Source organism: Spiroplasma endosymbiont of Lasioglossum villosulum, from assembly GCF_964020195.1.
GTDB lineage: Bacteria > Bacillota_I > Bacilli_A > Mycoplasmatales > VBWQ01 > Spiroplasma_E > Spiroplasma_E ixodetis_A.
On record NZ_OZ026539.1, the window covers coordinates 921,672 to 943,444 of the forward strand.

The 21,773-nt window shown below is 23.6% G+C and carries 29 protein-coding genes; 9 read left to right on the plus strand and 20 right to left on the minus strand.

The window, feature by feature from the left end; genetic code table 4:
• Position 1: 1 nt before the first annotated feature.
• The 10 genes from AACK81_RS05240 to AACK81_RS05285 form a co-directional block, all read right to left on the minus strand.
• Positions 2–247 carry a hypothetical protein gene (locus AACK81_RS05240; RefSeq protein WP_338960331.1) on the minus strand — a complete coding sequence of 82 codons (246 nt, stop codon included), beginning with the start codon at positions 245–247 and terminating at the stop codon, positions 2–4.
• Positions 247–381 (minus strand): hypothetical protein, encoded by a 135-nt coding sequence (locus AACK81_RS05245; protein ID WP_338956809.1) that lies wholly within the window; start codon positions 379–381, stop codon positions 247–249. Before AACK81_RS05245 ends, AACK81_RS05240 begins: the two co-directional genes overlap by 1 nt.
• The gene (locus AACK81_RS05250) at positions 374–757 is read right to left on the minus strand and encodes a hypothetical protein (protein WP_338960333.1); all 384 of its coding nucleotides are present in this window, start codon (positions 755–757) and stop codon (positions 374–376) included. The genes AACK81_RS05245 and AACK81_RS05250 overlap by 8 nt, the downstream gene beginning before the upstream one ends.
• Positions 758–777: 20 nt before the next feature.
• The gene (locus AACK81_RS05255; RefSeq protein WP_338957299.1) at positions 778–930 is read right to left on the minus strand and encodes a hypothetical protein; all 153 of its coding nucleotides are present in this window, start codon (positions 928–930) and stop codon (positions 778–780) included.
• Between the two features lie 3 nt (positions 931–933).
• Positions 934–1,227, minus strand: coding sequence for a hypothetical protein (locus AACK81_RS05260; protein ID WP_338960335.1), 294 nt, complete (start codon positions 1,225–1,227; stop codon positions 934–936).
• Complete coding sequence (locus AACK81_RS05265) at positions 1,217–1,654, minus strand: hypothetical protein (RefSeq protein WP_338960337.1); 438 nt, start codon at positions 1,652–1,654, stop codon at positions 1,217–1,219. Before AACK81_RS05265 ends, AACK81_RS05260 begins: the two co-directional genes overlap by 11 nt.
• A 1-nt stretch (position 1,655) precedes the next feature.
• Positions 1,656–1,817, minus strand: a complete 162-nt coding sequence (locus tag AACK81_RS05270) for a hypothetical protein (RefSeq protein WP_338960339.1) — start codon at positions 1,815–1,817, stop codon at positions 1,656–1,658.
• The gene (locus tag AACK81_RS05275; RefSeq protein WP_338960340.1) at positions 1,810–1,980 is read right to left on the minus strand and encodes a hypothetical protein; all 171 of its coding nucleotides are present in this window, start codon (positions 1,978–1,980) and stop codon (positions 1,810–1,812) included. The genes AACK81_RS05270 and AACK81_RS05275 overlap by 8 nt, the downstream gene beginning before the upstream one ends.
• Positions 1,952–2,374 carry a hypothetical protein gene (locus AACK81_RS05280; protein ID WP_338960342.1) on the minus strand — a complete coding sequence of 141 codons (423 nt, stop codon included), beginning with the start codon at positions 2,372–2,374 and terminating at the stop codon, positions 1,952–1,954. The genes AACK81_RS05275 and AACK81_RS05280 overlap by 29 nt, the downstream gene beginning before the upstream one ends.
• 291 nt (positions 2,375–2,665) lie before the next feature.
• Positions 2,666–2,854, minus strand: a complete 189-nt coding sequence (locus tag AACK81_RS05285) for a hypothetical protein (RefSeq protein ID WP_338960344.1) — start codon at positions 2,852–2,854, stop codon at positions 2,666–2,668.
• 512 nt (positions 2,855–3,366) lie between these two features.
• On the opposite strand from AACK81_RS05285, the gene AACK81_RS05295 reads away from it, so the two are divergent.
• Complete coding sequence (locus AACK81_RS05295; RefSeq protein WP_422397554.1) at positions 3,367–4,266, plus strand: Mbov_0401 family ICE element transposase-like protein; 900 nt, start codon at positions 3,367–3,369, stop codon at positions 4,264–4,266.
• Here AACK81_RS05295 and AACK81_RS05300 read toward each other — a convergent pair whose 3' ends face one another.
• On the minus strand, positions 4,267–4,728 hold the full coding sequence (locus AACK81_RS05300) for a hypothetical protein (RefSeq protein WP_338960349.1): 462 nt from the start codon (positions 4,726–4,728) through the stop codon (positions 4,267–4,269). It abuts the gene before it with no gap.
• Positions 4,729–4,995: 267 nt separating this feature from the next.
• Positions 4,996–5,532, minus strand: coding sequence for a hypothetical protein (locus AACK81_RS05305; RefSeq protein WP_338960351.1), 537 nt, complete (start codon positions 5,530–5,532; stop codon positions 4,996–4,998).
• 184 nt (positions 5,533–5,716) lie between these two features.
• On the opposite strand from AACK81_RS05305, the gene asnS reads away from it, so the two are divergent.
• On the plus strand, positions 5,717–7,132 hold the full coding sequence (gene asnS, locus AACK81_RS05310; RefSeq protein WP_338960353.1) for an asparagine--tRNA ligase: 1,416 nt from the start codon (positions 5,717–5,719) through the stop codon (positions 7,130–7,132).
• Between the two features lie 147 nt (positions 7,133–7,279).
• Positions 7,280–7,837, plus strand: a complete 558-nt coding sequence (locus AACK81_RS05315) for a hypothetical protein (protein WP_338960355.1) — start codon at positions 7,280–7,282, stop codon at positions 7,835–7,837.
• Positions 7,838–7,841: 4 nt separating this feature from the next.
• Here the strand turns inward: AACK81_RS05315 and greA are convergent, their stop codons facing one another.
• On the minus strand, positions 7,842–8,363 hold the full coding sequence (gene greA, locus AACK81_RS05320; RefSeq protein ID WP_338960357.1) for a transcription elongation factor GreA: 522 nt from the start codon (positions 8,361–8,363) through the stop codon (positions 7,842–7,844).
• A 118-nt stretch (positions 8,364–8,481) separates the two neighbouring features.
• The gene (locus AACK81_RS05325) at positions 8,482–8,829 is read right to left on the minus strand and encodes an HPr family phosphocarrier protein (protein WP_338960359.1); all 348 of its coding nucleotides are present in this window, start codon (positions 8,827–8,829) and stop codon (positions 8,482–8,484) included.
• Between the two features lie 218 nt (positions 8,830–9,047).
• Between AACK81_RS05325 and rpmB the strand changes: the two genes are divergently transcribed.
• The 5 genes from rpmB to phoU all read left to right on the plus strand — a co-directional run bounded on the left by rpmB (position 9,048) and on the right by phoU (position 14,040).
• A complete protein-coding gene (gene rpmB / locus AACK81_RS05330) occupies positions 9,048–9,239 on the plus strand; it encodes a 50S ribosomal protein L28 (RefSeq protein WP_252320665.1) in 192 nt (63 codons plus the stop codon).
• Between the two features lie 224 nt (positions 9,240–9,463).
• Positions 9,464–10,429 (plus strand): PstS family phosphate ABC transporter substrate-binding protein, encoded by a 966-nt coding sequence (locus AACK81_RS05335; RefSeq protein ID WP_338960361.1) that lies wholly within the window; start codon positions 9,464–9,466, stop codon positions 10,427–10,429.
• A gap of 14 nt (positions 10,430–10,443) precedes the next feature.
• The gene (pstA, locus tag AACK81_RS05340) at positions 10,444–12,465 is read left to right on the plus strand and encodes a phosphate ABC transporter permease PstA (protein ID WP_338960363.1); all 2,022 of its coding nucleotides are present in this window, start codon (positions 10,444–10,446) and stop codon (positions 12,463–12,465) included.
• Entirely contained in the window at positions 12,390–13,325 is a 936-nt protein-coding gene (pstB, locus tag AACK81_RS05345; protein WP_338960365.1) for a phosphate ABC transporter ATP-binding protein PstB, read from the plus strand. The genes pstA and pstB overlap by 76 nt, the downstream gene beginning before the upstream one ends.
• Before the next feature lie 37 nt (positions 13,326–13,362).
• On the plus strand, positions 13,363–14,040 hold the full coding sequence (gene phoU, locus AACK81_RS05350; RefSeq protein WP_174480791.1) for a phosphate signaling complex protein PhoU: 678 nt from the start codon (positions 13,363–13,365) through the stop codon (positions 14,038–14,040).
• A gap of 161 nt (positions 14,041–14,201) precedes the next feature.
• Here the strand turns inward: phoU and AACK81_RS05355 are convergent, their stop codons facing one another.
• The 4 genes from AACK81_RS05355 to AACK81_RS05370 form a co-directional block, all read right to left on the minus strand.
• On the minus strand, positions 14,202–14,441 hold the full coding sequence (locus tag AACK81_RS05355) for a hypothetical protein (protein WP_286642660.1): 240 nt from the start codon (positions 14,439–14,441) through the stop codon (positions 14,202–14,204).
• Between the two features lie 187 nt (positions 14,442–14,628).
• Complete coding sequence (locus AACK81_RS05360) at positions 14,629–15,633, minus strand: ABC transporter ATP-binding protein (protein ID WP_338960368.1); 1,005 nt, start codon at positions 15,631–15,633, stop codon at positions 14,629–14,631.
• A 20-nt stretch (positions 15,634–15,653) separates the two neighbouring features.
• Positions 15,654–19,649, minus strand: coding sequence for an ABC transporter permease (locus AACK81_RS05365; RefSeq protein ID WP_338960370.1), 3,996 nt, complete (start codon positions 19,647–19,649; stop codon positions 15,654–15,656).
• Between the two features lie 40 nt (positions 19,650–19,689).
• Positions 19,690–20,553 (minus strand): hypothetical protein, encoded by an 864-nt coding sequence (locus AACK81_RS05370; RefSeq protein ID WP_338960372.1) that lies wholly within the window; start codon positions 20,551–20,553, stop codon positions 19,690–19,692.
• Between the two features lie 118 nt (positions 20,554–20,671).
• Here AACK81_RS05370 and AACK81_RS05375 point away from each other — a divergent pair, with 118 nt between their 5' ends.
• Positions 20,672–20,968 carry a hypothetical protein gene (locus tag AACK81_RS05375; RefSeq protein WP_338960374.1) on the plus strand — a complete coding sequence of 99 codons (297 nt, stop codon included), beginning with the start codon at positions 20,672–20,674 and terminating at the stop codon, positions 20,966–20,968.
• A gap of 21 nt (positions 20,969–20,989) precedes the next feature.
• Here AACK81_RS05375 and AACK81_RS05380 read toward each other — a convergent pair whose 3' ends face one another.
• Both AACK81_RS05380 and AACK81_RS05385 read right to left on the minus strand, forming a co-directional pair.
• Complete coding sequence (locus tag AACK81_RS05380; RefSeq protein WP_338960376.1) at positions 20,990–21,472, minus strand: hypothetical protein; 483 nt, start codon at positions 21,470–21,472, stop codon at positions 20,990–20,992.
• Positions 21,473–21,543: 71 nt separating this feature from the next.
• Positions 21,544–21,687, minus strand: coding sequence for a hypothetical protein (locus tag AACK81_RS05385; protein WP_338960378.1), 144 nt, complete (start codon positions 21,685–21,687; stop codon positions 21,544–21,546).
• Positions 21,688–21,773 lie beyond the last annotated feature (86 nt).

The following is a 21,773-nucleotide window of genomic DNA, read 5'->3' on the forward strand; positions in this document are numbered from 1 at the left end:
TCTATTCTCCTTTAATTTCTAATTTTTTAACTGTTACTTTAATTCAACCTTGATAAAAATCATTATCACCAACTATTAATGCAACATTACTTTCTGGGTCAGAAACAATTATGTGTTTGGATTTAACATTTGGGTATTGTCTTAAAATAATTGCTCTAATATCATTACTTGTATGAATTTCTTTTGGAAATGGTGATAATATTTCAATTTCATCTTTATTTTCAAACAAAGTAGGTAATATTATCATTAGTCAAATTCACCTCTTTCAAGTCTTATAATTCAGTTTTCTAACTCATAAAGTTTGGATGAATATTCTATTAATGAATTATTTAATAAATCTATTCTTTCTTTCATAGAAATAATTAATTTTTCTTTATTCATAATCAAATTCACCAATTTCAATATTTTTGTTTTTTATTTTAATTAAAAAATCTTTTAAACATATTTTTTCTCATATATAAAATTCTATTTGTTTAAAATATTTAACATTAGATATTTCATTTGTAAGTCATGTTATTCGTTCTTCTAAATCTTTAATTAATTTTTCTTTATTAATACAATTTTTATGTCTTGATTTATTAATTTCATCAACTTTAATTCTATTTTCTTTACAATATGCTCTTCCATATTCATCAAATTGCTCATCTGTCATATTTTCACATTGTCTTTGTCTTTGTTCATTTTTAATTTCATCATAATATGGTTCATGAATAAATTTTTCAAATGTTATTGTTTCAGTTCATGTACATCTATTCATTATTTATTCTCCTTATTTGATTATTTTTTTTCTAAATTTTTTGCAATTGAATTTAATAATTTTAAAACTTTATATTCATTTTTTAATTCTTTAATAATAAATATTAAAAATATTATTAGTGTTATACTTGTTATTAATATTGGTACTATTAATAAAATTTTTCATAATATCATTTTTTACTCTTTTCATTTTTTAAATCATTTAACATTAATTGAACAAAATGCACGATTTTTAGGAATATTTAAAGTATTAAAAATTTGACCAGTTACTAAAATTTCATCATTTTTGTTTAATAAAATACAGCGTCTATAAAATTTTGGGTTGTTAAAAATTAAAGTAACATAGTTTAAACCATTTCATTGACCACGAACACTATAATATAATTCTTTATTAACTTTTTCGTAATATTTTGCTTCAATAGTGTTACTCAGTTTTACTTTTAATTTGACATAATTTTCTTTATCTTTCATTTTTAGAATTCCTTAAATAGTATTGAATATGTTTATATGCATCTTGTTCATGTTTTGTTAATTTTATATTTCCTTTATAATTTTCTATTTTAGTTTTATTTTTTGGTTCACTTTCTAAATAATCTCAATTCATAACATCTTCTACTAATACCATTAATGCACCAATAATTTTAGGTGTTGCTAATGGATTAGTTAATAATTGTTTTGAACTTAAAAAGAAATTTTCTACAATAATTAATATTTTTTGATTAATAAATTGTTTTTGAATTAATTGAAAATATTCTTTATACATATTTTTACTTTCTAAAACTGTTTTAGTTTTAAATATTTCATTAAAAATAATATTATTAGTTTCATTTGAATATATAACGATTCCATTATTACCAATTCCAGCAGGGTCAATTCCAATAATTAAGTCATATTGCATATTAATCAAATTCTCTGCATTGTATTTTATTAATTAAAATTTTAATAATATCAATTGAACCTTTTAATTTATTTAAATAATATATGTCTTTTTCTTTATTATATTGTTCTATATCACTATCTAAAATTAAATTTAATCAACTAATTAATTTTTCTTTATCCATATTTATACCTCCTACTTAACCTAATATTTAAAATACAGTCATAACAAATTGCTTTACCATTTTTATCTCTTAAAAAATATTTTCTTGTTTTTATATCATTAGTATTAAAGAATAAATAATCTAATTTATTTTGTTTACATGTTCAACAAAAATACTTTTTCATTATGATTTGAAATTTCCTTATAAGAAGTAACTATATAATTAATTGGTAAATCATCATGTTTATATGGATTATTTATTTTAAAACCTTTTCTGTTTTCTTCTCACGTAATGTTATATTTAAAACAAGGATTAGTAATTTTAGTTTTGTTATCTGTTATTTCACCGATAAATCAACTATTATGCTGGTCATAAAATTTTAATGGTTCAAGTTTTATATCATTAAGATAATATTCTTTTGGAGCAGTTGGTTTATTAACAGTTATTTTTTGGTCTTTAATATATGGTTCTAATAATTTTATTAATTCATTACCACTTAATTCTCTTTTAATATTTTCTAAATTAAAAACTCAATATGTATATTTATCATCAGCAATAAAACTATTATTTTTAACCATTCATTTTGGACATTGTAATTTATATTCACCATAATCAATAAGAATAGATTGTGGTCTATCTTTAACAATTTGTTCTTTTTTAAATTATATTTGCATAATAATCCTTTCCTAATATGTTCTGTTGCTTCTAGCATAAAGAACATATATTTTGATTTTTAGATTATTAATAATACTACTATTCGTTTTATTCATTCCATGAAAACTGGGCTCAAAAATAAATTATGAAATTTTAAAAAACATTGAGGCATTCGATTCAATATTTATTTAATTTGTGTTGAACAAATTAATATTTTAATTGAACCGGCACCGCTCAATTTTTTTTACAAGTTTTAAATTTATTTTCTCGCCCAAAAAAATTTTTTCAAAAAAATAAAAAATAAAACCAACACTTGCTCACTGGGGAGTGGCAAGGTTGGTTAAATAAAGAATAGAATTAATACAATAGGTCCCTACAACAGGTCTATATATACTAGTTTCCAATTCGCTCCCACCCCAAGAATTACCATTAATGGTTAGTATATTTTATTAGGTATCACTCCACTTTTTATTTATCCATGCAAGTCCACATACTAGCTACTATTTTTAACAACTGTGTTGTAGTTCACTTTTTTAGTTCCCTAACACGTGTTGATAATAGCGTTAAAGACGGTTATTAATTATTAACTTCTCCTACTTGGTCACTGCGTGTAGTAGATATTTAAAGGATGTTAATAATAAAAATTTTAAAATTTTACAATTACAAAAAAAGACAAGATTATTTCTTGTCTTTTTCCTTGTTAATAATTTTTATTTTATCTTTTAAATGTATATTTTTTAAAATACGTCGAATATAAATTTAAATTTAAGGGTAAAAGAGAATTTAATTTGTCTATCATCATTTTTAAATGGTAATTTTGGAAATAAGTTACTAATATAATAATTAATTATTTCGTAAATTTGACAACCGCCCAGTAACTTATAAAAGAAGAATTTATGAATATTTTGATGAAAAATTACAAAAATGAGTTCGTGTTTGTTTAGTTGATGAATGACTAGAATTACCTAAATATAAAAGAATTGGTGAAGATGTTGAACAAATTATTATTGAATATTTTGCTGACGGAAAAAGATATCATGATATTTGTGCTATTTGTAAAAAAGCAGGTATTAGTGTTAGCACTGTTCATAGAGTTTTTAAGAATTTAGAAGTAATTGAAGCAAATCCAGTAAAAGTAAAATTAGAAAAAAATCAACCTATTTTTGTAGCAATTGATGATGGACATCGAAAGTTTTGAGATTTTAAACGTAAAGGTATAAAACACTCTATGAGATTAATAACAACATATACAGATAATATTAATCACAAAGTACAAAATAAAAGAGTAAAAGCAATTATAAGACCAACAAGAACAGCAATTGGAGTTAAAAAGACTGTTGAATTTATTAAAGAACATTGTAAAAAATTTTATGAAAATGTTGAACAAGCAAAAATAATTATTTGTGGTGATAGTGCAGGGTGAATTAAAGATGTTGCAGATTATTTAGGTGCTGAGTTTATTTTAGATAAATTTCATTTAATTAGAAGATTATATCTTGGAATATTGGCTGGAAATAAAGGAAAATATTTAAAAGAATATAATCACTGTAAAAATTTAATTAATAATGGTAAATATGATGAATTAATTGACTATTTATATAATCAATTAGATAATCATAAAAAATTAAAGAAAAAATATTTTAAAAATAATAAACAAGGTATTGAAAATCAAGGTAAGAAATGAAATATTGGTTGTTATACTGAAACAAATATTTGACATGTTTTAAAAGAAATGCTTGGTAATAGAACATATAATATTTTAATTTATATTAAAATGGTTATTTTTAAATGTAATAAAATAAATTTAGAAACATAATTAATGAATGTAATAATTACTTATTATTTCACAATTTGCAATAGCATCTCAAAAATTATTATTTTTTATTTTTCTTTTTAAACCAATAATTAAGAATGTTAATGACAAAATTATAGAAATAAAAATTGGAACTACAATTGTAGAAAAAATAACTGCAATTTTTAACCATAATAAAGAATAATTATAAGAATTATGAATAATATAATAACTTCCAAAATTATTAAGGCAAATATTGTTATTAGTTAATATATAATATCAACTGTATTTACTTCATAAAGTAAAACCATTATATTCATATATTAAAGGTTCTGTATTTTTAACTAAATGATTACTTTTAATAGTTACTAGTTCTTTTCCATGAAATAAACCTAGTAATAATAATCCTGCAATAATAATTAAAATAGTTAAAATAAATAGTACTACAGTCAATAACTGTAATTTTTTAAGTGCTTTAATTTTCATTTTTAAATTCTCCTTAACTTTACTTCATAAGTTTAACATTTAACAAACTTAATTATAAGTATTTTAGTTGCAATATTTTTAAAAAAATTATATCATTTAAATACAATTTCATAAAAATCCAAATTATTTCTTGTCTAACATAATAATAAGACTACAACGATTTAATTTATTCCGGATTTTTGACAATCTCCCAAAATCTTTTATATTTTTCTTTCTTTTTATAAATCTAAATTTTATATCTTTAAACATATTTTCTTCCTTTTAAATTTATTTATTTATGTTCACTATTGTATTATTCAATCGTAATTTTCCATAAATTGCCAATATAAGTGCATCATTAACTTTATCTAGTTCACTCTCATTAATAAAAATACCATTAATACCATTTTCACCAATACTACCATCACCTTTACCAAAATAACTTAACTTTAAATCTAAATTCAAACTAGATAAATCAACAGCATAAAAATGTCATATTTTTATTGAAGTTTTATTAGCATAGTAACTACCAAGTCTATAAATACAATCAAGTTTTAAGCTTCTAATATTAATTCCTGTTTCTTCTAAAATTTCATTCTTAACAGTTTCTAGTGATGATTTACCTAATTTACAACCACCTGTTAGAGTACTAAAAAATGATATCTTTTTATTTTCAAATAAAGGATTCTTTTCTTTCATTAATAAAAATCAATATTGATTGTATTTATATACAAAAGGTAAAACTGCAACTCCTTCATTATTACATCATGGTTCACTAACACCTGTCATAAAGCCATTAGTAATTAACTTTAAAAATTTGCCCATAATAAACTCCCTTTACTATAAGTAATATTATAACATTAACTTAAAATTGAATTTCAAATTTTATACTAACTAAAAATAAAATTTATCCCAAATATTAATGAAAAAAATCATAAATAATTCCCTACTAAGATAATAGTTAATATATAATTTATTTATTATATAAAAATAAATAGGAGGAACAATAATGATTTACACAATTAATAATTTATTTATTAATAGTAACGATAAAACTAAAAAAATACCAACACAAGTAACTGTTAACGGTTGGGTTCGTTCTAATCGAAATAGTAAAAAAGTTGGGTTTTTAGATTTAAACGATGGTTCTTCAATTAATAACTTACAAGTAGTATATGATCCAAATTTAGAAAATAATAACAATTTAACTAATGTTACTACTGGTAGTGCTGTTACTATTACTGGTAATTTAATTTTAACACCAAATGCAAAACAACCATTTGAACTAAAAGTAATTACTGCTACTGTCTACAACATATGCGCTAATGATTATCCAATCCAAAAAAAAGAACATACAAATGAATTTCTTCGTGAACACGCACACTTACGTGTTCGTACTAATACTTTCTTGTCATTATTTAGAATTCGTGATCAAGTATCATGATCTATTCATAAATTTTTCCATGATAATCAATTTATTTACCTACATAGTCCTCTTATTACAGCTAATGATGCTGAAGGTGCTGGTGAAAATTTTATTGTTACTACTATAACTAATGATAAATATGAAAAGGATTTTTTTGGGAAAAAAGCCTCATTAACTGTTAGTGGTCAGTTAAATGCTGAAGCCTACGCTCAATCTTTACAAAAAGTTTACACATTTGGACCAACATTTCGTGCTGAAAAATCTAATACTACACGTCACGCAGCAGAATTTTGAATGGTAGAACCAGAATTTACCTTTAGTAATCTACAAGATAATATTATACTAGCCCAAAAACTAATAAAAACTGTTATTAGAGATGTTCTAAATAATTGTAATTCTGAATTAAAATTCTTAGAACAAAAACAAGAAACTAAAAATGAACAATCACTAATTGAAAAATTAGAAAAAATTGCCGATTTTAAATCTGATTTTAAAGTTATTACTTATACAGAAGTCATTGAATTACTTTTAAATGCACAAAAAAAAGGAAAAAAATTTGAATTTAATGAAATTAAATGAGGAATTGATTTACAATCAGAACATGAAAGATATTTATGTGAAGAAATAACTAAACAACCAACTTTTGTTATTAACTATCCACAAACCATCAAAGCTTTTTACATGAAACTTAATCCAATTGATAGTAATCATCCACAACAAAAAACAGTGGCAGCTATGGATTTATTAGTGCCAGGGATTGGTGAATTAATTGGTGGTTCTGTTCGTGAAGATAATTATGAACAATTACTAAAAAATAAAACTCAATTCAAAATTGAAGGTAATGATCTACAATGATATTTTGATTTAAGAAAATATGGATATGCACCAAGTGCTGGTTTTGGTTTAGGTCTAGAAAGATTTTTAATGTTTATTACTGGTATTAATAATATTAGAGATGTTATTCCTTTTCCTCGTACACCAAATAACTTATTATTCTAAAATAATAATATTTTAATAATATCTTTTTAAATTAAACTTATAATGTTATTTAAAACTCCTATTACTACATTAAAATCCAACATAATATATAATTAATTTAGTATTAAATAATTATTTAATAAGTTAAAAAAAAGAAAGGATATTTATATGCCAAAATCATATGAAATTATAAAAACAATATTAAAAAATAATACTTTTAAATTAAAAAGTAAACGTTTAAATTTAGAAATAATGATTGATTATAATCAAAAAGATCTAATTAATGTTCAACACTCAATTTACAATAGTTCAAAAGCAACCATTTTTTCTAAAGAATTACAAGAATTTTTAAAAAATGCTTACCATAATGCAGTTGCATCTAAAAAAATAGATATCCCATGAGTAATAACAGCAACTTTTAATTTACCAAAATTTGAAATTAATCAAAAAAAATTACCAAATTTATCATATATAACTGAAATTAATGACTTAAAAAATAAAATTATTAAAGAAGGTATAACTATTAAAAATGATGAAACATACTTTGAAATTAAACTTTCTTTAAAAGAAATATGTGAAAACTTTAATATTGAAAATTCTAACATAAAAGAATTACTAAATAATTGCTTAAAAATCCCAGATAATAATTTTGAAAAAATCAAACAACAAAGTAATTTAGATACTAAAGAAAACAAAACTTATAATTATCATTCTGTTCAATTATAAATAATTAAAAATGATTTTTTACTTCTATAATTTTTACCCTATATGTTTCTTTAATACCTTTAATATCAACAATATCACCAACAACACAATTCATAATTGATAGTGCTAATGGGCACTCATTAGAAATTAATCCTTCAAATGGATTACTTTCAATACTTCCAACAATTTTAAATTTTTCTTCTGATTCAGAAACAATTTTACCATGTTTAATTTTTACAATTGTTACTCAACTACCAACACGAACTGCTTTGATATTACTATTTTTACGTTGTTTTTGTTCTTCAAGAATAACAGCACTAGTAATAATCGTTTCAAGTTCTTGAATGCGTGCTTCATTTTTGCCTTGCTCTTCACGCGCACTAGTATAATCAGCATTTTCTGATAAATCGCCATCACCCCTAGCTGCTTTTAATCGTTCTTTTATTGATTCACGTTCAACATTAATTCGTTTATATAATTCAGTTTTTAACTTTTCTAAACCTTGTTCTGAAATTATTATTTCTTTATTTTTGTTAATTTCGCTCATTAAATGCCTCCATTTATATAATTTAATATTTTAAATATTTTAAGAACGTAAATAATTATATCATAAGGATAAATGGTTTTAAAAAAAGTATTCTTTTGAATACTTTTTTTAAAACCATTTACTTTATTAATTTTTCTTCTTTTAATAAAGAAATAATTTCTGATTTAACTTCTTCAAGTTTTTTATCTTCTACTTTTTCATCCATTTTTGTAATAATAAAAGCAATTTTACTAAAATTTTTTGCTTGTAAACCTAGAAAATTAAGAACTGACTTAGCTTTAACTTTAGTTTCATTACCAGTAAGTTTTACTGACTTCGTAATATCTGCATTATCAGGTAATTTAATGACTTCTACCTCAATATTTTTATACTTACTAATAGCAGCTGCAATTTTGGCTATTGGTCGTGCATGTAAACCAATCTTTTTTTCATCATCAATTTGCACAACATAAATAATACAATTCATTTTTTTCCTCCAAGATTTCTTAAAAATTTGTATAATATAGTTTATTTATAACATATTTTTTATTTTTTTTAAAAAAATAAATAATTTAAATTTTTCTTATTAAAATAATGACCTAGTAAATATTCAATTTTTTACAAATAAATTTTAATTTTTTTTAAAATAAATAAATAAATATGGTATTATTTATTAGTTAAAACATTAATAAGGAGAAAATAACTATGGCAAGAAAATGTGCTTTAAGTGGTATTGGTCCACTAGCTGGTAACAACCGTTCGCATGCGATGAACTCTTCTAGAAGAAAATGAAATCCAAACTTACAACCAGTAAAAATTGGTGGAAAAACTTTAATGATTAGTGCTCGTACTTTAAAAACTTTAAAGAAAAATAATGCTTTAGATAATAAAAAATAAAGTTATTTTATCTTTTGAAATATATAAATAAAGAATACTAATAAAAGAAAGAAATACTTTTCTTTTATTTTTTATATTAAATTAAAAATATTTAATAAAAAATATTAATAATATAGTCTAGAACCTACATTTTTTATAAAAATGAAATAATTTTTCTAGTTTTTATTAATTATATTGTTATAATACGTGTATGATAAAGAAAACTCTCAGTTGGGTGGATTTATATGCTAAAAAAAAGAATTTTGTCATTATTTTGATTAATCACAATGATTAGTATTTTTATTGTAACTTTAGTTAGTCATAAACCCTATTTTATTATGGGGGGTTCAACTTCAGTAGCACCTTTAATGCATACATTAATGGAAGACTATCCCGATAATCATAAAGAAGCAGACTTTACTTATAACAGTTTAGGTTCAGATGCAGCAGTAATTCCAGTTAATAAAAATATGTTTGGTATTGGCTGACTTTCAAAAGAATATACAACTCCTAATAATAATTTAATTTCTTTTGTTTTATCAAAAGATGGTATGATTTTAGTTTATAATTTGCCACAAGATTGCTTAGGTAATAATAAACCTCTAAATTTTACACAAGATAAAGTAAAAAAAATGTATTTATCGAAATCACCTATTTTCTGAAGAGATTTATTTCCACAAAATACTTCAGAACCAAATCAAGGTTGAATCAAACCAACTTGTAACCTCAAAATTTTACCTTATACTAGAGAAAATGGTTCAGGAACACGAGATGTTTTTAAGGAAAAAGTTCTGGGTAATTCAAAAGCATATTATCCACAAGCAATAACTGTTAATTCAAGTACACAAATGTTTAATATGTCTAGTGGTGGTGTTGGCTATAGTTCATATTCAGATAAAAAACAATTAGATTCGAATAAACAATTCACTAATATTCATATTGCTAATTGAGAAAATATTGCTCCAAGTTTAGACACCATTAAAAATGGTACTTATCAGTTATCACGACCATTTACAGGTTTAATAAATAAAAATTTTAAACAAATTAATACTTTAGTTAAATTTCTAAAATTCTTGTTTATTCCTGACTATCCAGGTCATAACGAATACGTAGTTCCTGCTTTTTCAGAAACTCAGTACGCACAATCAGCAGTACCATTAACTGACAAATTAAATTATGATTTAAATCAGTGATTAAACAATTTTCCATAAAGGAGTATTAATAAATGAAATCCAAATCTTTTAAAAAGTTTTGACATAAAATAACTTTTAATCATTTTAATAAAAATCATGATCCAAAAAATGTTTTTATTAGTGAACAAAAAAAACATACTTATGATCTGATTGCTAAAATTTGTGTATTGTCTATATCTTCATTAGCACTAATTGCCGCTTCATTATTAATTGGTTTTATTATCGGTCAAACATTTAGTAATATGAGTTTTCTAAATTGATTTAAAATGTTAGGAAATAGTAAATGATTACCTAGTGCTAATAGTTTTGGTATTATTGCCTTTATCGTTGCCACTTTTTGAGTTGCACTATTTTCAATGATACTTGCTGTTCCTTTAAGTTTACTAACATCATTATTTATATGTGAATTTTTACCACCAAAATTAAAAAAAACAACATTAACTTTAGTAGAATTATTATCTGGTATTCCTTCAATTGTTTTTGGTGCTTTTGGTTTAATGACCATTGGCCCTATTTTTGTAAAAATGGGAGCACCAACCAAAGAAAATATGATGACAGCAAGTTTTATTTTATCAATGATGGCATTACCAACAATTATTTCATTATCTGTTAATGCTATTACTCGAGTACCAAAATCTTATCTATATGCATCATTAGCACTAGGTATTAGCAGGACTGACACTAGTTTTAAAGTCATTTTTAAAGCGGCAAAAACCAAAATCATTGGTGCAATAATTTTTGGATTCGGAAGAGTCATCGGTGAAACAATGGCCGTTGTTATGATTGCTGGTAATAGTACTCTAACCCCAAATTTTGCACATGGTCCACTTGCATTTTTATTTAGTTCAATTTCTACTTTAGCGGGAGTAATTGGACTAGAAATTGGAGAAGCAGTTAGTTCTCAACAAATATCAGCATTATATGGAATTGGTTTATTTTTATTTATTATAGTTTCAATAATTAACTTTATTGTTTTAATAATTTATAAACGTAGTGATAAAAAAGCAAAAGGTCATAAAAAACCACGAAATTATAATTTAAAAAAAATAAATCTATCTGATAATCAACTAATGTTAACTATTAGTGAAAAAACTATTAAAAATCAAGGCTGAAAACACTTTAAAGACTATTTTCGATTATTCTTTATGGGGCTAGCTTGTTTTATTACTATGGGATTAATTATTTGAATTATTGGTGATATTATTATTAATGGTATCTTCAACATTAGTGGTAATGCTGGTAGTAGCATTTTCAATTTTAATTTTGCAGCTTTAATTTCAACAACTGGTGATGAAGGTTACTTATCAATTATCACAATGACATGTTTATTGGTATTAACAACAATTACTATTGCTATGCCATTAGGTATTATTGGTGCAATTTATCTTCACGAATATGCCAAAAATGGTTGATTTGCTTCAATATTACGTTTTGTGCTAAATACCTTAGCTTCTACGCCATCAATTATCTTTGGTATGTTTGGATTTACTTTTTTTATTACTTTCTTACAAATAAGTTTCTCAGCAATTGCTGCTAGTTTAACATTAACAATTGTTATTTTACCACTTATTATTAGAGCAGTAGAAGATACATTAAAATCAGTACCTATTGAATATCGCGAAGCATCATTAGCACTAGGTGCTAGTAAATTTGAAACAATAAGAAAAGTAGTTATTCCAGCTGCCATTGGTGGCATTATTACTAGTATGATTTTATCAATGGGTAGAATTATTGGTGAATCAGCACCAGTTTATCTAACATTAGGAAGCACTGTTGCTTTTCCCAATAAAGGTTTCTTAAGTTCAGGACAAACTTTAACAACCCATATTTTATTAGTTAATAAAGAATCAAATGACCCTAATAAATTAGGAAAGATGTACCAAACAGCACTAATAACAGTTATACTAATATTTATTTTAAACTTTATAGCAAAACATTTTGAAAAAAGTTTAACAACAGGAATCGGGGTGAAAACAAAATGCTCAATTGAATTATTAAAAGAAAAAATGAAAGCAAGAAAGAATCAACGAATAGCAATAAAAAAAGAAAAGTAAATGTAATTAAACCTTACTTTTTAAAAGTGAAAGATAAATTTAAGAAAAAACCAAATAACAAATCAAATAATTTATCAAATATAGAAAATATTCCAAAAAGTAATTATGTTTTTACTATTAAAAATTTAAATTTCTTCTATAATCATGGCAAAAAACAGGTTTTATTTAATATAAATTTAGAAATAAGTCGTAATCAAGTAACCGCTTTTATTGGACCAAGTGGTTGTGGCAAATCAACATTACTACGAACTTTAAATAGAATGAATGATTTAATTGATGGTGTTAAAATTAATGGACAAATATTATTTAATAATGAAGATATTTATGAAAATAAAAAAAATATTATTTCATTACGAACTAAAGTTGGAATGGTATTTCAAAAACCTAATCCCTTTCCAATGTCAATTTATGAAAATGTGGCATATGGCCCAAAAAATCAAGGCATTAAAAATAAAAAGATTCTAAATCAAATTGTCGAAGATGCTTTAAAAAAAGCGGCTTTATGAGATGAAGTTGCTCAACACTTATTCGATTCAGCATTATCATTATCAGGTGGACAACAACAACGTTTATGTATTGCTCGTGCTATTGCCCTAAAACCAGAAGTACTATTAATGGATGAACCAACTTCAGCTCTAGATCCGATTGCCGCATCTAAAATTGAAGACTTAATGAATGATTTAAAATCAGACTTTACAATTATTGTTGTTACACATTCAATGCAACAAGCAGCACGAATTTCTGATAAAACTGCCTTTTTCTTAAATGGAGAAGTCATTGAATATAATAATACTAAAAAAATATTTTCACGACCAAAAGATAAAAGAACAGAAGATTATATTACCGGCAGATTTGGTTAAAAATATATATAATTAATTATAGAGAAAGGAGGAAAAAATGAAAATAATTAACCGTAGATTTGATTTAGATATCATAAATTTAAAACAAAACTTATTAACTTTATTAAAAGAAGTAAAAAAAGAACATAAAGACGCTTTAATAGCAATGGAAACCCAAGATTTTGACATGTCAAAAAGAATTGTTGAAACCGATAAAGAAATTAGAACAGTCGCTGAAAGTTTAACAATTACTGCAATTTGAAGTATTGCTCAACAAAATCCTTTTGCTACTGACTTACGTACTATTATTGGCTATATGAATATTATTCGTGATTTAGAACGTATTTCAAATTATGCTAAAAATTTATCCAAATTTAATGTCAAATATAAACCAGAAATTAAATTAACATCTCAATTATCAGGATTAATGAAAAAAGTATTTAAAATGATGGATTTAATTGGTGAATCTATAAATGAAAATGATATTAATAAAGCTTATCAAGCAGCAGAATATGATATTGATATTGATAATCGTTTTCGTGAATCAATGAAAAACATTGTCAATATGTTAAAAGTAAACAAAAATAATGATCAACTCTCTCAATATACATCAACAATGCAACAGTTGAAATATATTGAAAGACTAGGTGATCACTTAGTTAACATTTGTGAAACAATAGTATATATTATTAAAGGTAAATTTTATGATTTATCTTCAACAAAAATATCTGAATAATTTATCAATCAGTGTTAAAATAATTACTTTTTTGCAAGTTTCATTTAAATATTTTTAAGTCATACTTTAATATGATAATATTTATTATTATTTTATTTTTAATTGTATTAAATTAAGGTATGATTTTTTAATTTAATATTAAAATTTCTAAAAAGGAATATTTAACTTAGTTCTTCTATTTTAATATTACTATTAATATTTTTTTTGTTATCTACATTTTGCTTATTTTTATTATATAATAAAGAAATTCCTATTATTAAACCAATTAAATTTAATGTTAAAAATAATAATATGATGCCTAATGCATTATTACTATTACATAAACTTATACCTCAAATTAAAAATACTATTCAAATTACTAAACATATTCATATAATAAATGTAATTAAACCAATACTCATTACCTTGCACCTTTTTCTTTCTAAAAAATAATTAAACTAAATAAAATATAGTATTTTCTATTAGATTCTTATAATTTAATATTTTTTTCTTTATACAAGTATTTACTCTATATAAATATAAGAAAAATGCATGAAAATATGCATTTTTCTTATATTTATTAAATCAACCCCCATCTATACCCTTTTCTTATGATCAATTTATTTCATTTGGTTTCATTGGTTTTTCATTATTCTTTACACTAATAATTTTACCATTTTTAACGTTAATAACAGTATTTGCAACATATTGGAAGTTAGGATTATGAGTAACCATAATAATTGATGTTTTATATTCTCGATTAACATCCAATAAAATCTCTAATACCTTACACCCCATTTCCTCATCAAGTGCTCCTGTTGGCTCATCACAAAATAAAATTGTCGGATTTTTTGCTAGTGCTCTACCAATCGATACTCTTTGTTGTTGTCCACCTGATAATTGACTTGGAAATTTATTCATATGCTCATCCATTTCAATAACTTGAAAAATATCATCAATACTCATATTTTTATTTTTATTTTTAGCAAGATTTTCACCAACTTCAGCATTTTCACGAGCAGTTAAGTTAGTTAATAAATTGTATTGTTGAAAAATAAAACCAACATTATCTCGTCTAAATTTAGTTAAATGACTATCTTTTAATAAAGATAAATTGTATCCCGCCACAAAAACATCACCAGTATTAGATTTATCCAATCCCGAAATAATATTTAATAATGTTGTCTTACCACTTCCCGATGGTCCTAAGATAACAACAAAATCACCTAATTTAATTTTTAAATTAACTCCTTTTAATACTTCATATTCTAAGTCTCCAGTTAAGTAAGATTTTTTAACATCAAATAATTCAATAACATTAGTTTGAGTATCAGGAGTATTATTAGTCATTGATATAATTTTACCTGCTAAAATTTCTTTTGAATGAGTTTTTGTTAATTTTTTAATTGCTTTTTGATTATCTTTAAAAGCTTGCAATTTGGCTTTATTAGCTTCTATTTCTTCCTTTGATTCTGGTTTATCATGAGATTTATGGGTTACTGGTGGTATTGCACCTTCATTTTTAGATACTGACTTCTTTGTAAAACTAGATTCTAACTTATTTTTAGTTACTTGTTCACTTGAATTTTTAGTGTTTTTTTTATCATTTTTCATGTTTTTATTCCCTTCTGCTTTTAATCAATTTCATTTAAAGTTTTAATTGGATTAATCTTCTTCATGGCATATCAATCAATAATAAAGGTTGTTGCATAAATACCAAAGACAATTAAACCAACCACAAGCGGTAATCATCAAACAAAGAATAATGGTAAAACCCATGTTGTATTAGCAGCTAAATAGTTAAGAATAAACTTAACAATTATTCATCCTACGGGAAAACCAATAACAAACATAACAGCAATCACTGGTAAATACATACCAATAACAATATTAGTTATTTTTGCATCACTATAACCAAGTGTTTTCATTGTTGCTATTGTTTTACGATTTTCATAAATTACTAAATTACTTGTTAATAAAATAATAAAGAACGAAATGATTAATGAAAAGATAATAAATGCAACCAATACTGTATCAACTAAAGCAGTAATTTGATTTAACAACTGATGATGGATATCTTGTGGCGTAATATTAACAGCACTACCTGCACCATAACCTTGATAAGTACCAGAACCATCAGTACCACCATTTAAACCAAAAGCACTGTAATCTCCATACATTTGCGAAGTTGAAAATGAATTAGTTATATCTGGTAATGATTGCGAATTTGAAAATTTAAAATTAAAAATTGGATTTTCATTTTCAAATATTTGATTAAGTTTATAAATAACGGGATCATTTAATTGATTAAGAAAATTTTGATATTCATTAAATAATTTTAATTTACCAAAATCAACATCACAAGTTGTTTTTTTGTCTTCTCATTCTTTTTTAAATAATAAAAATAAAAATTCTTTTGTTTTATTAAATGATAAAACTTTATCAGCATTAGTTTTACTAATATAAGCATTAGGTTGACCATAACCATTATATATACCAACTACTTTATACGTTGGTGTTTTAGAACTTATCTTATCATTATAAGAATTAACAACCTTACCAGCAGTAACTTCTTTTAACATATTTGTAGCATTAATACCCATATTATCATAAGCCCCATCCTTTAACTCATCAACTTGTGTATAACCAGTTTGTTGTCTTAATAATGTAACATTATTAACATTTTTACTATCACCAACAATGTTATCAATATTAATTTTATCCAAATCAAAAGGTTTCAATTTATTATTATCTTTAAATTTCATAGTATTACCATTACTACTCATTTTAAATTCATCATTTATTTTTAAATTTAATTGTTTAGCAATCGTTTGATTAATAACAAGACTAATACTATCATCACTATTTTCTTGTTCTAAAAGTGGATTTAATGAAGAACCTCCAGCATCATATAATTGCATCATTGAAGGTTTGCCTAACTGTTGTTGATTTTGTAAACCATAAACTTTCATTAAATATTTGTTCTGTTTAAATAATTTTTCAGGAGTACCAATAAAGTAAGTTCCTAATTCATCAGTTTCTTTATCAAAAGGCACAACATTAAAAGCAGCATTAAAAGGAACATTGGGATCACTATAAGCTTTGGCAATATTTTGACGAATAAAATATGGGCTTTTAGTATAAGCACCTTGCACTACAGTTTGTCCCATTCTATTATAAAATAAAGCACCAAATCAAATTCCAACTTTATTAATTCAACTATCACGCTCTTTGTCACTAATTTCAGATGCATTATTATTCAATAATTGTGTTTCATTAGTTAAATGTCACGGATATAATTTATCGCTAGTATCAAAACTTAAATTATCAATATCATTAATAAAAGTAGGACCCTTACTTGAGGCATTTTTGTAAGCAGGAATATTACTATTTGCTCAATCTTTGAATTTTGTAATATCTAAATCATTAGGATTAGTACTAATCTTACCAGTCTTCGAAATCGTACCACTAATATTCATTGCCACTGTTGTTCGATAGTTTTGATAAAATTTTCTAATAATATTATAAGTATTCTCACTATAAAAACTGTTAATATTAGTATTTTTTAAAACTGTGTCATACATTGGTAATGCATTTGGTCAAGCCATTTGTACCATAATTCCAACAATCACAGAAGCATCTTTAATATCACTAGAATCTAATCCATTTAAAAAGTTTTTAGTAAGCATTTTACCATTTAAATACGTTAAACCAGTATATCCTAAATCACTAATAGCACCACCGGGATTAGATTCATCTGACATTGGAGCATATGCTTCAGCATTAATATTATTTTCTAATAATTCTTTAACAAAAGTATCATTTAATGGTCCAGAATTATCAAAACGTGGTGGATGTCAATATGTATCACCAGTAGTACTATCAACAGTAGAAGTATAAGTTCAATCATCTTTATTATTTGGATTATAAGTTTTATAAAAACTATATGGAGAATTATAAGTCGGAATGTCATATTCAACTAAGGAGTGATAATTCATACCAGTAAAAGAAAGTAATTTATTATCAGCCATAATTTTTGGACCAATAATAGATGTTGTCATTAACGTTGTTCCTAAAAACATAGTTAATGATGCTGCTGCCATTTTTCCAATTGATGATGTAAATAGTGATAAACGGAATCTTGTTAAAAATCCACGATTAATACTTTTTGTTTTAATAATTCGACTAAAGCGAGAATTAACAGTAGCTGATTCGTTTTTAATTAAATCTATTGGTTTTTTAATAACTGTTAAAGCGCTAATAACTCATGCAATAATTGATAAAAAACCAAATATTAAAATTAAACAATATATAAATCCTAAACCATCAAAAATAAAACGACCAAAATCTAGATTAAAATAGTTGGCAAATGTTTGAACTATAATTACTTGTAAACCACTTGCTGGTAAAAACACTAAAATAGTACCAATAAGTGCTGCTACCATTGGATAAGCTAAAGATGTAATTAAAATTTTAATATTACTATAACCTAATGATTTTAAAATTCCAATTTGTGTTCGTGAATTATCAATATTTTTATAAGTAATTAATATTACTGTAATTCCTGTAATAATTAAAACAATTAACAATAAACCAATTAATAAACTTTTAAATCCAATAATAGTTGCATTCAAAGTAGCAGTACGATTATTAAACGTATACTTATTATTTCCTAACTTATATACTAAAGCAGCATCAGAATCAATAGTATTAATATATTTACTTCTTAAACTTTGTGAAATTAATTTAATATCATTAATTTTACCTATTGTTGATTTTCCAACAAAATAAATTTCGCGATCATTATCAGAAGAAATTGTGATTTTTTCATTAGCTTTATCATATGACCAAATATAATTATTTTTTTCTAACCTTTTACTTAAACCAAATTGCATTGGATCAACGTATAATAAACCTTCACGAGTTTTATTTGGAATTGGTGTAGTTTGATCAATAATTGGAGTTGTGAAATCAGCAGATACACCATATCCAACAATTTTTAATCAATTATAACTACTATAAGCAGCATCATTTAAATCATATCCTGAAACTTTTAAACTACTTCCTAATTGATCTGATTGCACACGAATTGTATCATTAATATGCAAATTATTTTTTTGAGCAAATTCTTTATTAATAACTACCTGTTTTCAACTTGGAGTTTTATCTGGATTTTTACTATCTCCTATTTGATAACCATCACTAATGATTAATTTATCAATACGAGCATCTTGATTATAAGTTAATATTTTTAAAATTCTAGGATTACTATTATTATCTAATTGCATAGTTCTGCCTTCAACACGATCTCATATAAATTCATTACCAGCATCATTTGCAATATTGTTAATATCAAAATCATTCTTTTCATCAACAGCAGTTGTTGATGTTGAGATTTTATTAGAAACAGTTTTTGGAGTAGTATTAGATAAATCAATAACAAAATCATGTAAATTAGATTTTGCAACTAATGTTGAATATTCATCAGAAATTCTTGCTAAACTTGTTTGCATTAATGAAAAAATAGTTGATGATAATAATACTAAAACAATTAAACCAACTAATTGAATTTTATTACGAATTGCTTGTTTAAACGCATTTTTAAAAAGCAAAAATGATTGTTTTTTCATATTCGTTCTTCCTTTCTTTTAAATTTTAAAACAAAAAAAGTTATTGAATTAAAGCCATTTTTCAACCATTAATTAAAGTTTTTAAATCTTGAATAGTTTTAGTAATAAGTAGTGTTAATTGGGCACTTAAAAAATAAGTTAAATTCTTCTTAAAAATAGCAATTAAAAGTTTTTTATTATTATCAGTAATAAAAACTTGGTGGTCAAAATTAGTAAACATTTGTTTTTTAAATTGCCATGTTAAAATGATAATTTTAGTTTTAGTATATGCTTTTACTGGAAATTGTTTATTAATAATATTAGGTAATGAAGAATTACTAAATAATGTCACTCAAATTTTTTTCATTAAATTAAAAATTGTAGATAAATTATCACTAAACATTTTTCATGAAAAAAAACCTAATCAATAGTAAAAGAACACTAAAATTAGTATTGAAACAAAGTTATTTATTGATGGTAATAATATTTTAATCATAGTAAAATTAAATTGTAAAATAATGGCAATTATAATAATTGACAAAATAGTAAAACGCATCACTTTCATAATCTGATTATTATTACGGCTTAAAAAACTAAAGCAAATAAATAAATGTAAAATCGAAATCAATGATAGCATTGGTAAACTTTCTAAATCTAAAAAATTAATATTAATTACCATTTCTTGAACTGGTAATAAAAATAAACAAAATTGTGCTAAAAATCATAAACTAAATTGAAGAATAATGATTTTTGTTTTATTAAATATTTTTTTATTATTAATACTATTTTTATGAAAATTAATAGTAATTAAAAAAGTTAATTTCATAATTAAAAGTAAAAAAAGAACTGGTAAACCAAAAAAAATAAATAATTGTTCAAAATTATTAATACTATTAATTTTTAAAATATTACTACTACGTAACATTATATTCACCTTTAAATAAACTTTGCTATTATTATAATTATAAACTATTAAAATTAAATAATGCAATTATTTAGTTTTAGATAGTGTTCAAATATTCAAAAAAAAGGATGAAAAGAAAATGTTATGAAACTGCTGTATTAAATTCTTTAGTAATAATTTTGATAATGAATATCAATATTTACAACCTATGGATTCAAACTATATGTACTACCCCACTACTAATTATCAAACTACTACATCTACTACTAAAAAAATAATTGTTGAACAACCAACTAAAAATACATCAACAGTTTTTTCAAATAGAAAAATTATTTCAAAACCATTGAAAAAAAGATATAAGAAATTAATATTAATAATATTACTATTTTTGAAGAAGAAAGTGAAAATCAAACTAAACATATATCTTTATAAATAAAAAAGAGTTAATAAATATTTATTAACTCTTTGTTTTTAATTTATAACTATCTTTAACTTTTTTAAAAACCATTGTTTTGTAATCTTTATTACGATAATCATCAAAAACAAATATACCTATAAAATGATAACCAATGCCTTTTGATTTTTCTTTTATTTTTACAAAAGTAACAAATTCTACTTTATCTTTAATATATTTTTCACCCAATTGTTTTCTTTTTTCACTTGTACTAGTACTATTAAATTGATAAATAACATTTCAATCTTCTGACAAAAAATTTGCATATCCTGTTTTAATTACTTTTTCTTTTTCGCTATTTGGAGTAATCGTTAAAAATCAAACTTGTTGATAATCATTTATTTTATAACCACTTTTTAATATTGATACATCATCTTCATTAGTAAAAAGAGTACTTAAAACCTCAAAAATTGTTTTAAATAATATTCTATCTTTGATAGTTATTTCTTTCTTGAATAAAATTGTTTTTAGTACCTCATTGTTCACTATATGGTCACCTCTATATAAACTATAACATAATTTTAATGATTCTTATTTATACGAAATAATAATACTAATTACATTGTAAAAAATTTTGGTTGTAAACAAAATCCTGGTGTTAATTCATCAGCAATATGAACGTCTTCTCAATTTTCAGTCTCAATTGAAAATTGTTGACCTGTAGGTACTAAAACCGATAGTGGTGCAACTACTTCCATCATTTCACTAACTACTAATGTTTTTGATACTATTTTTTTTTCAATAATTGGGGGTTAATATGAATACAAGATTTTATATCATAACTATC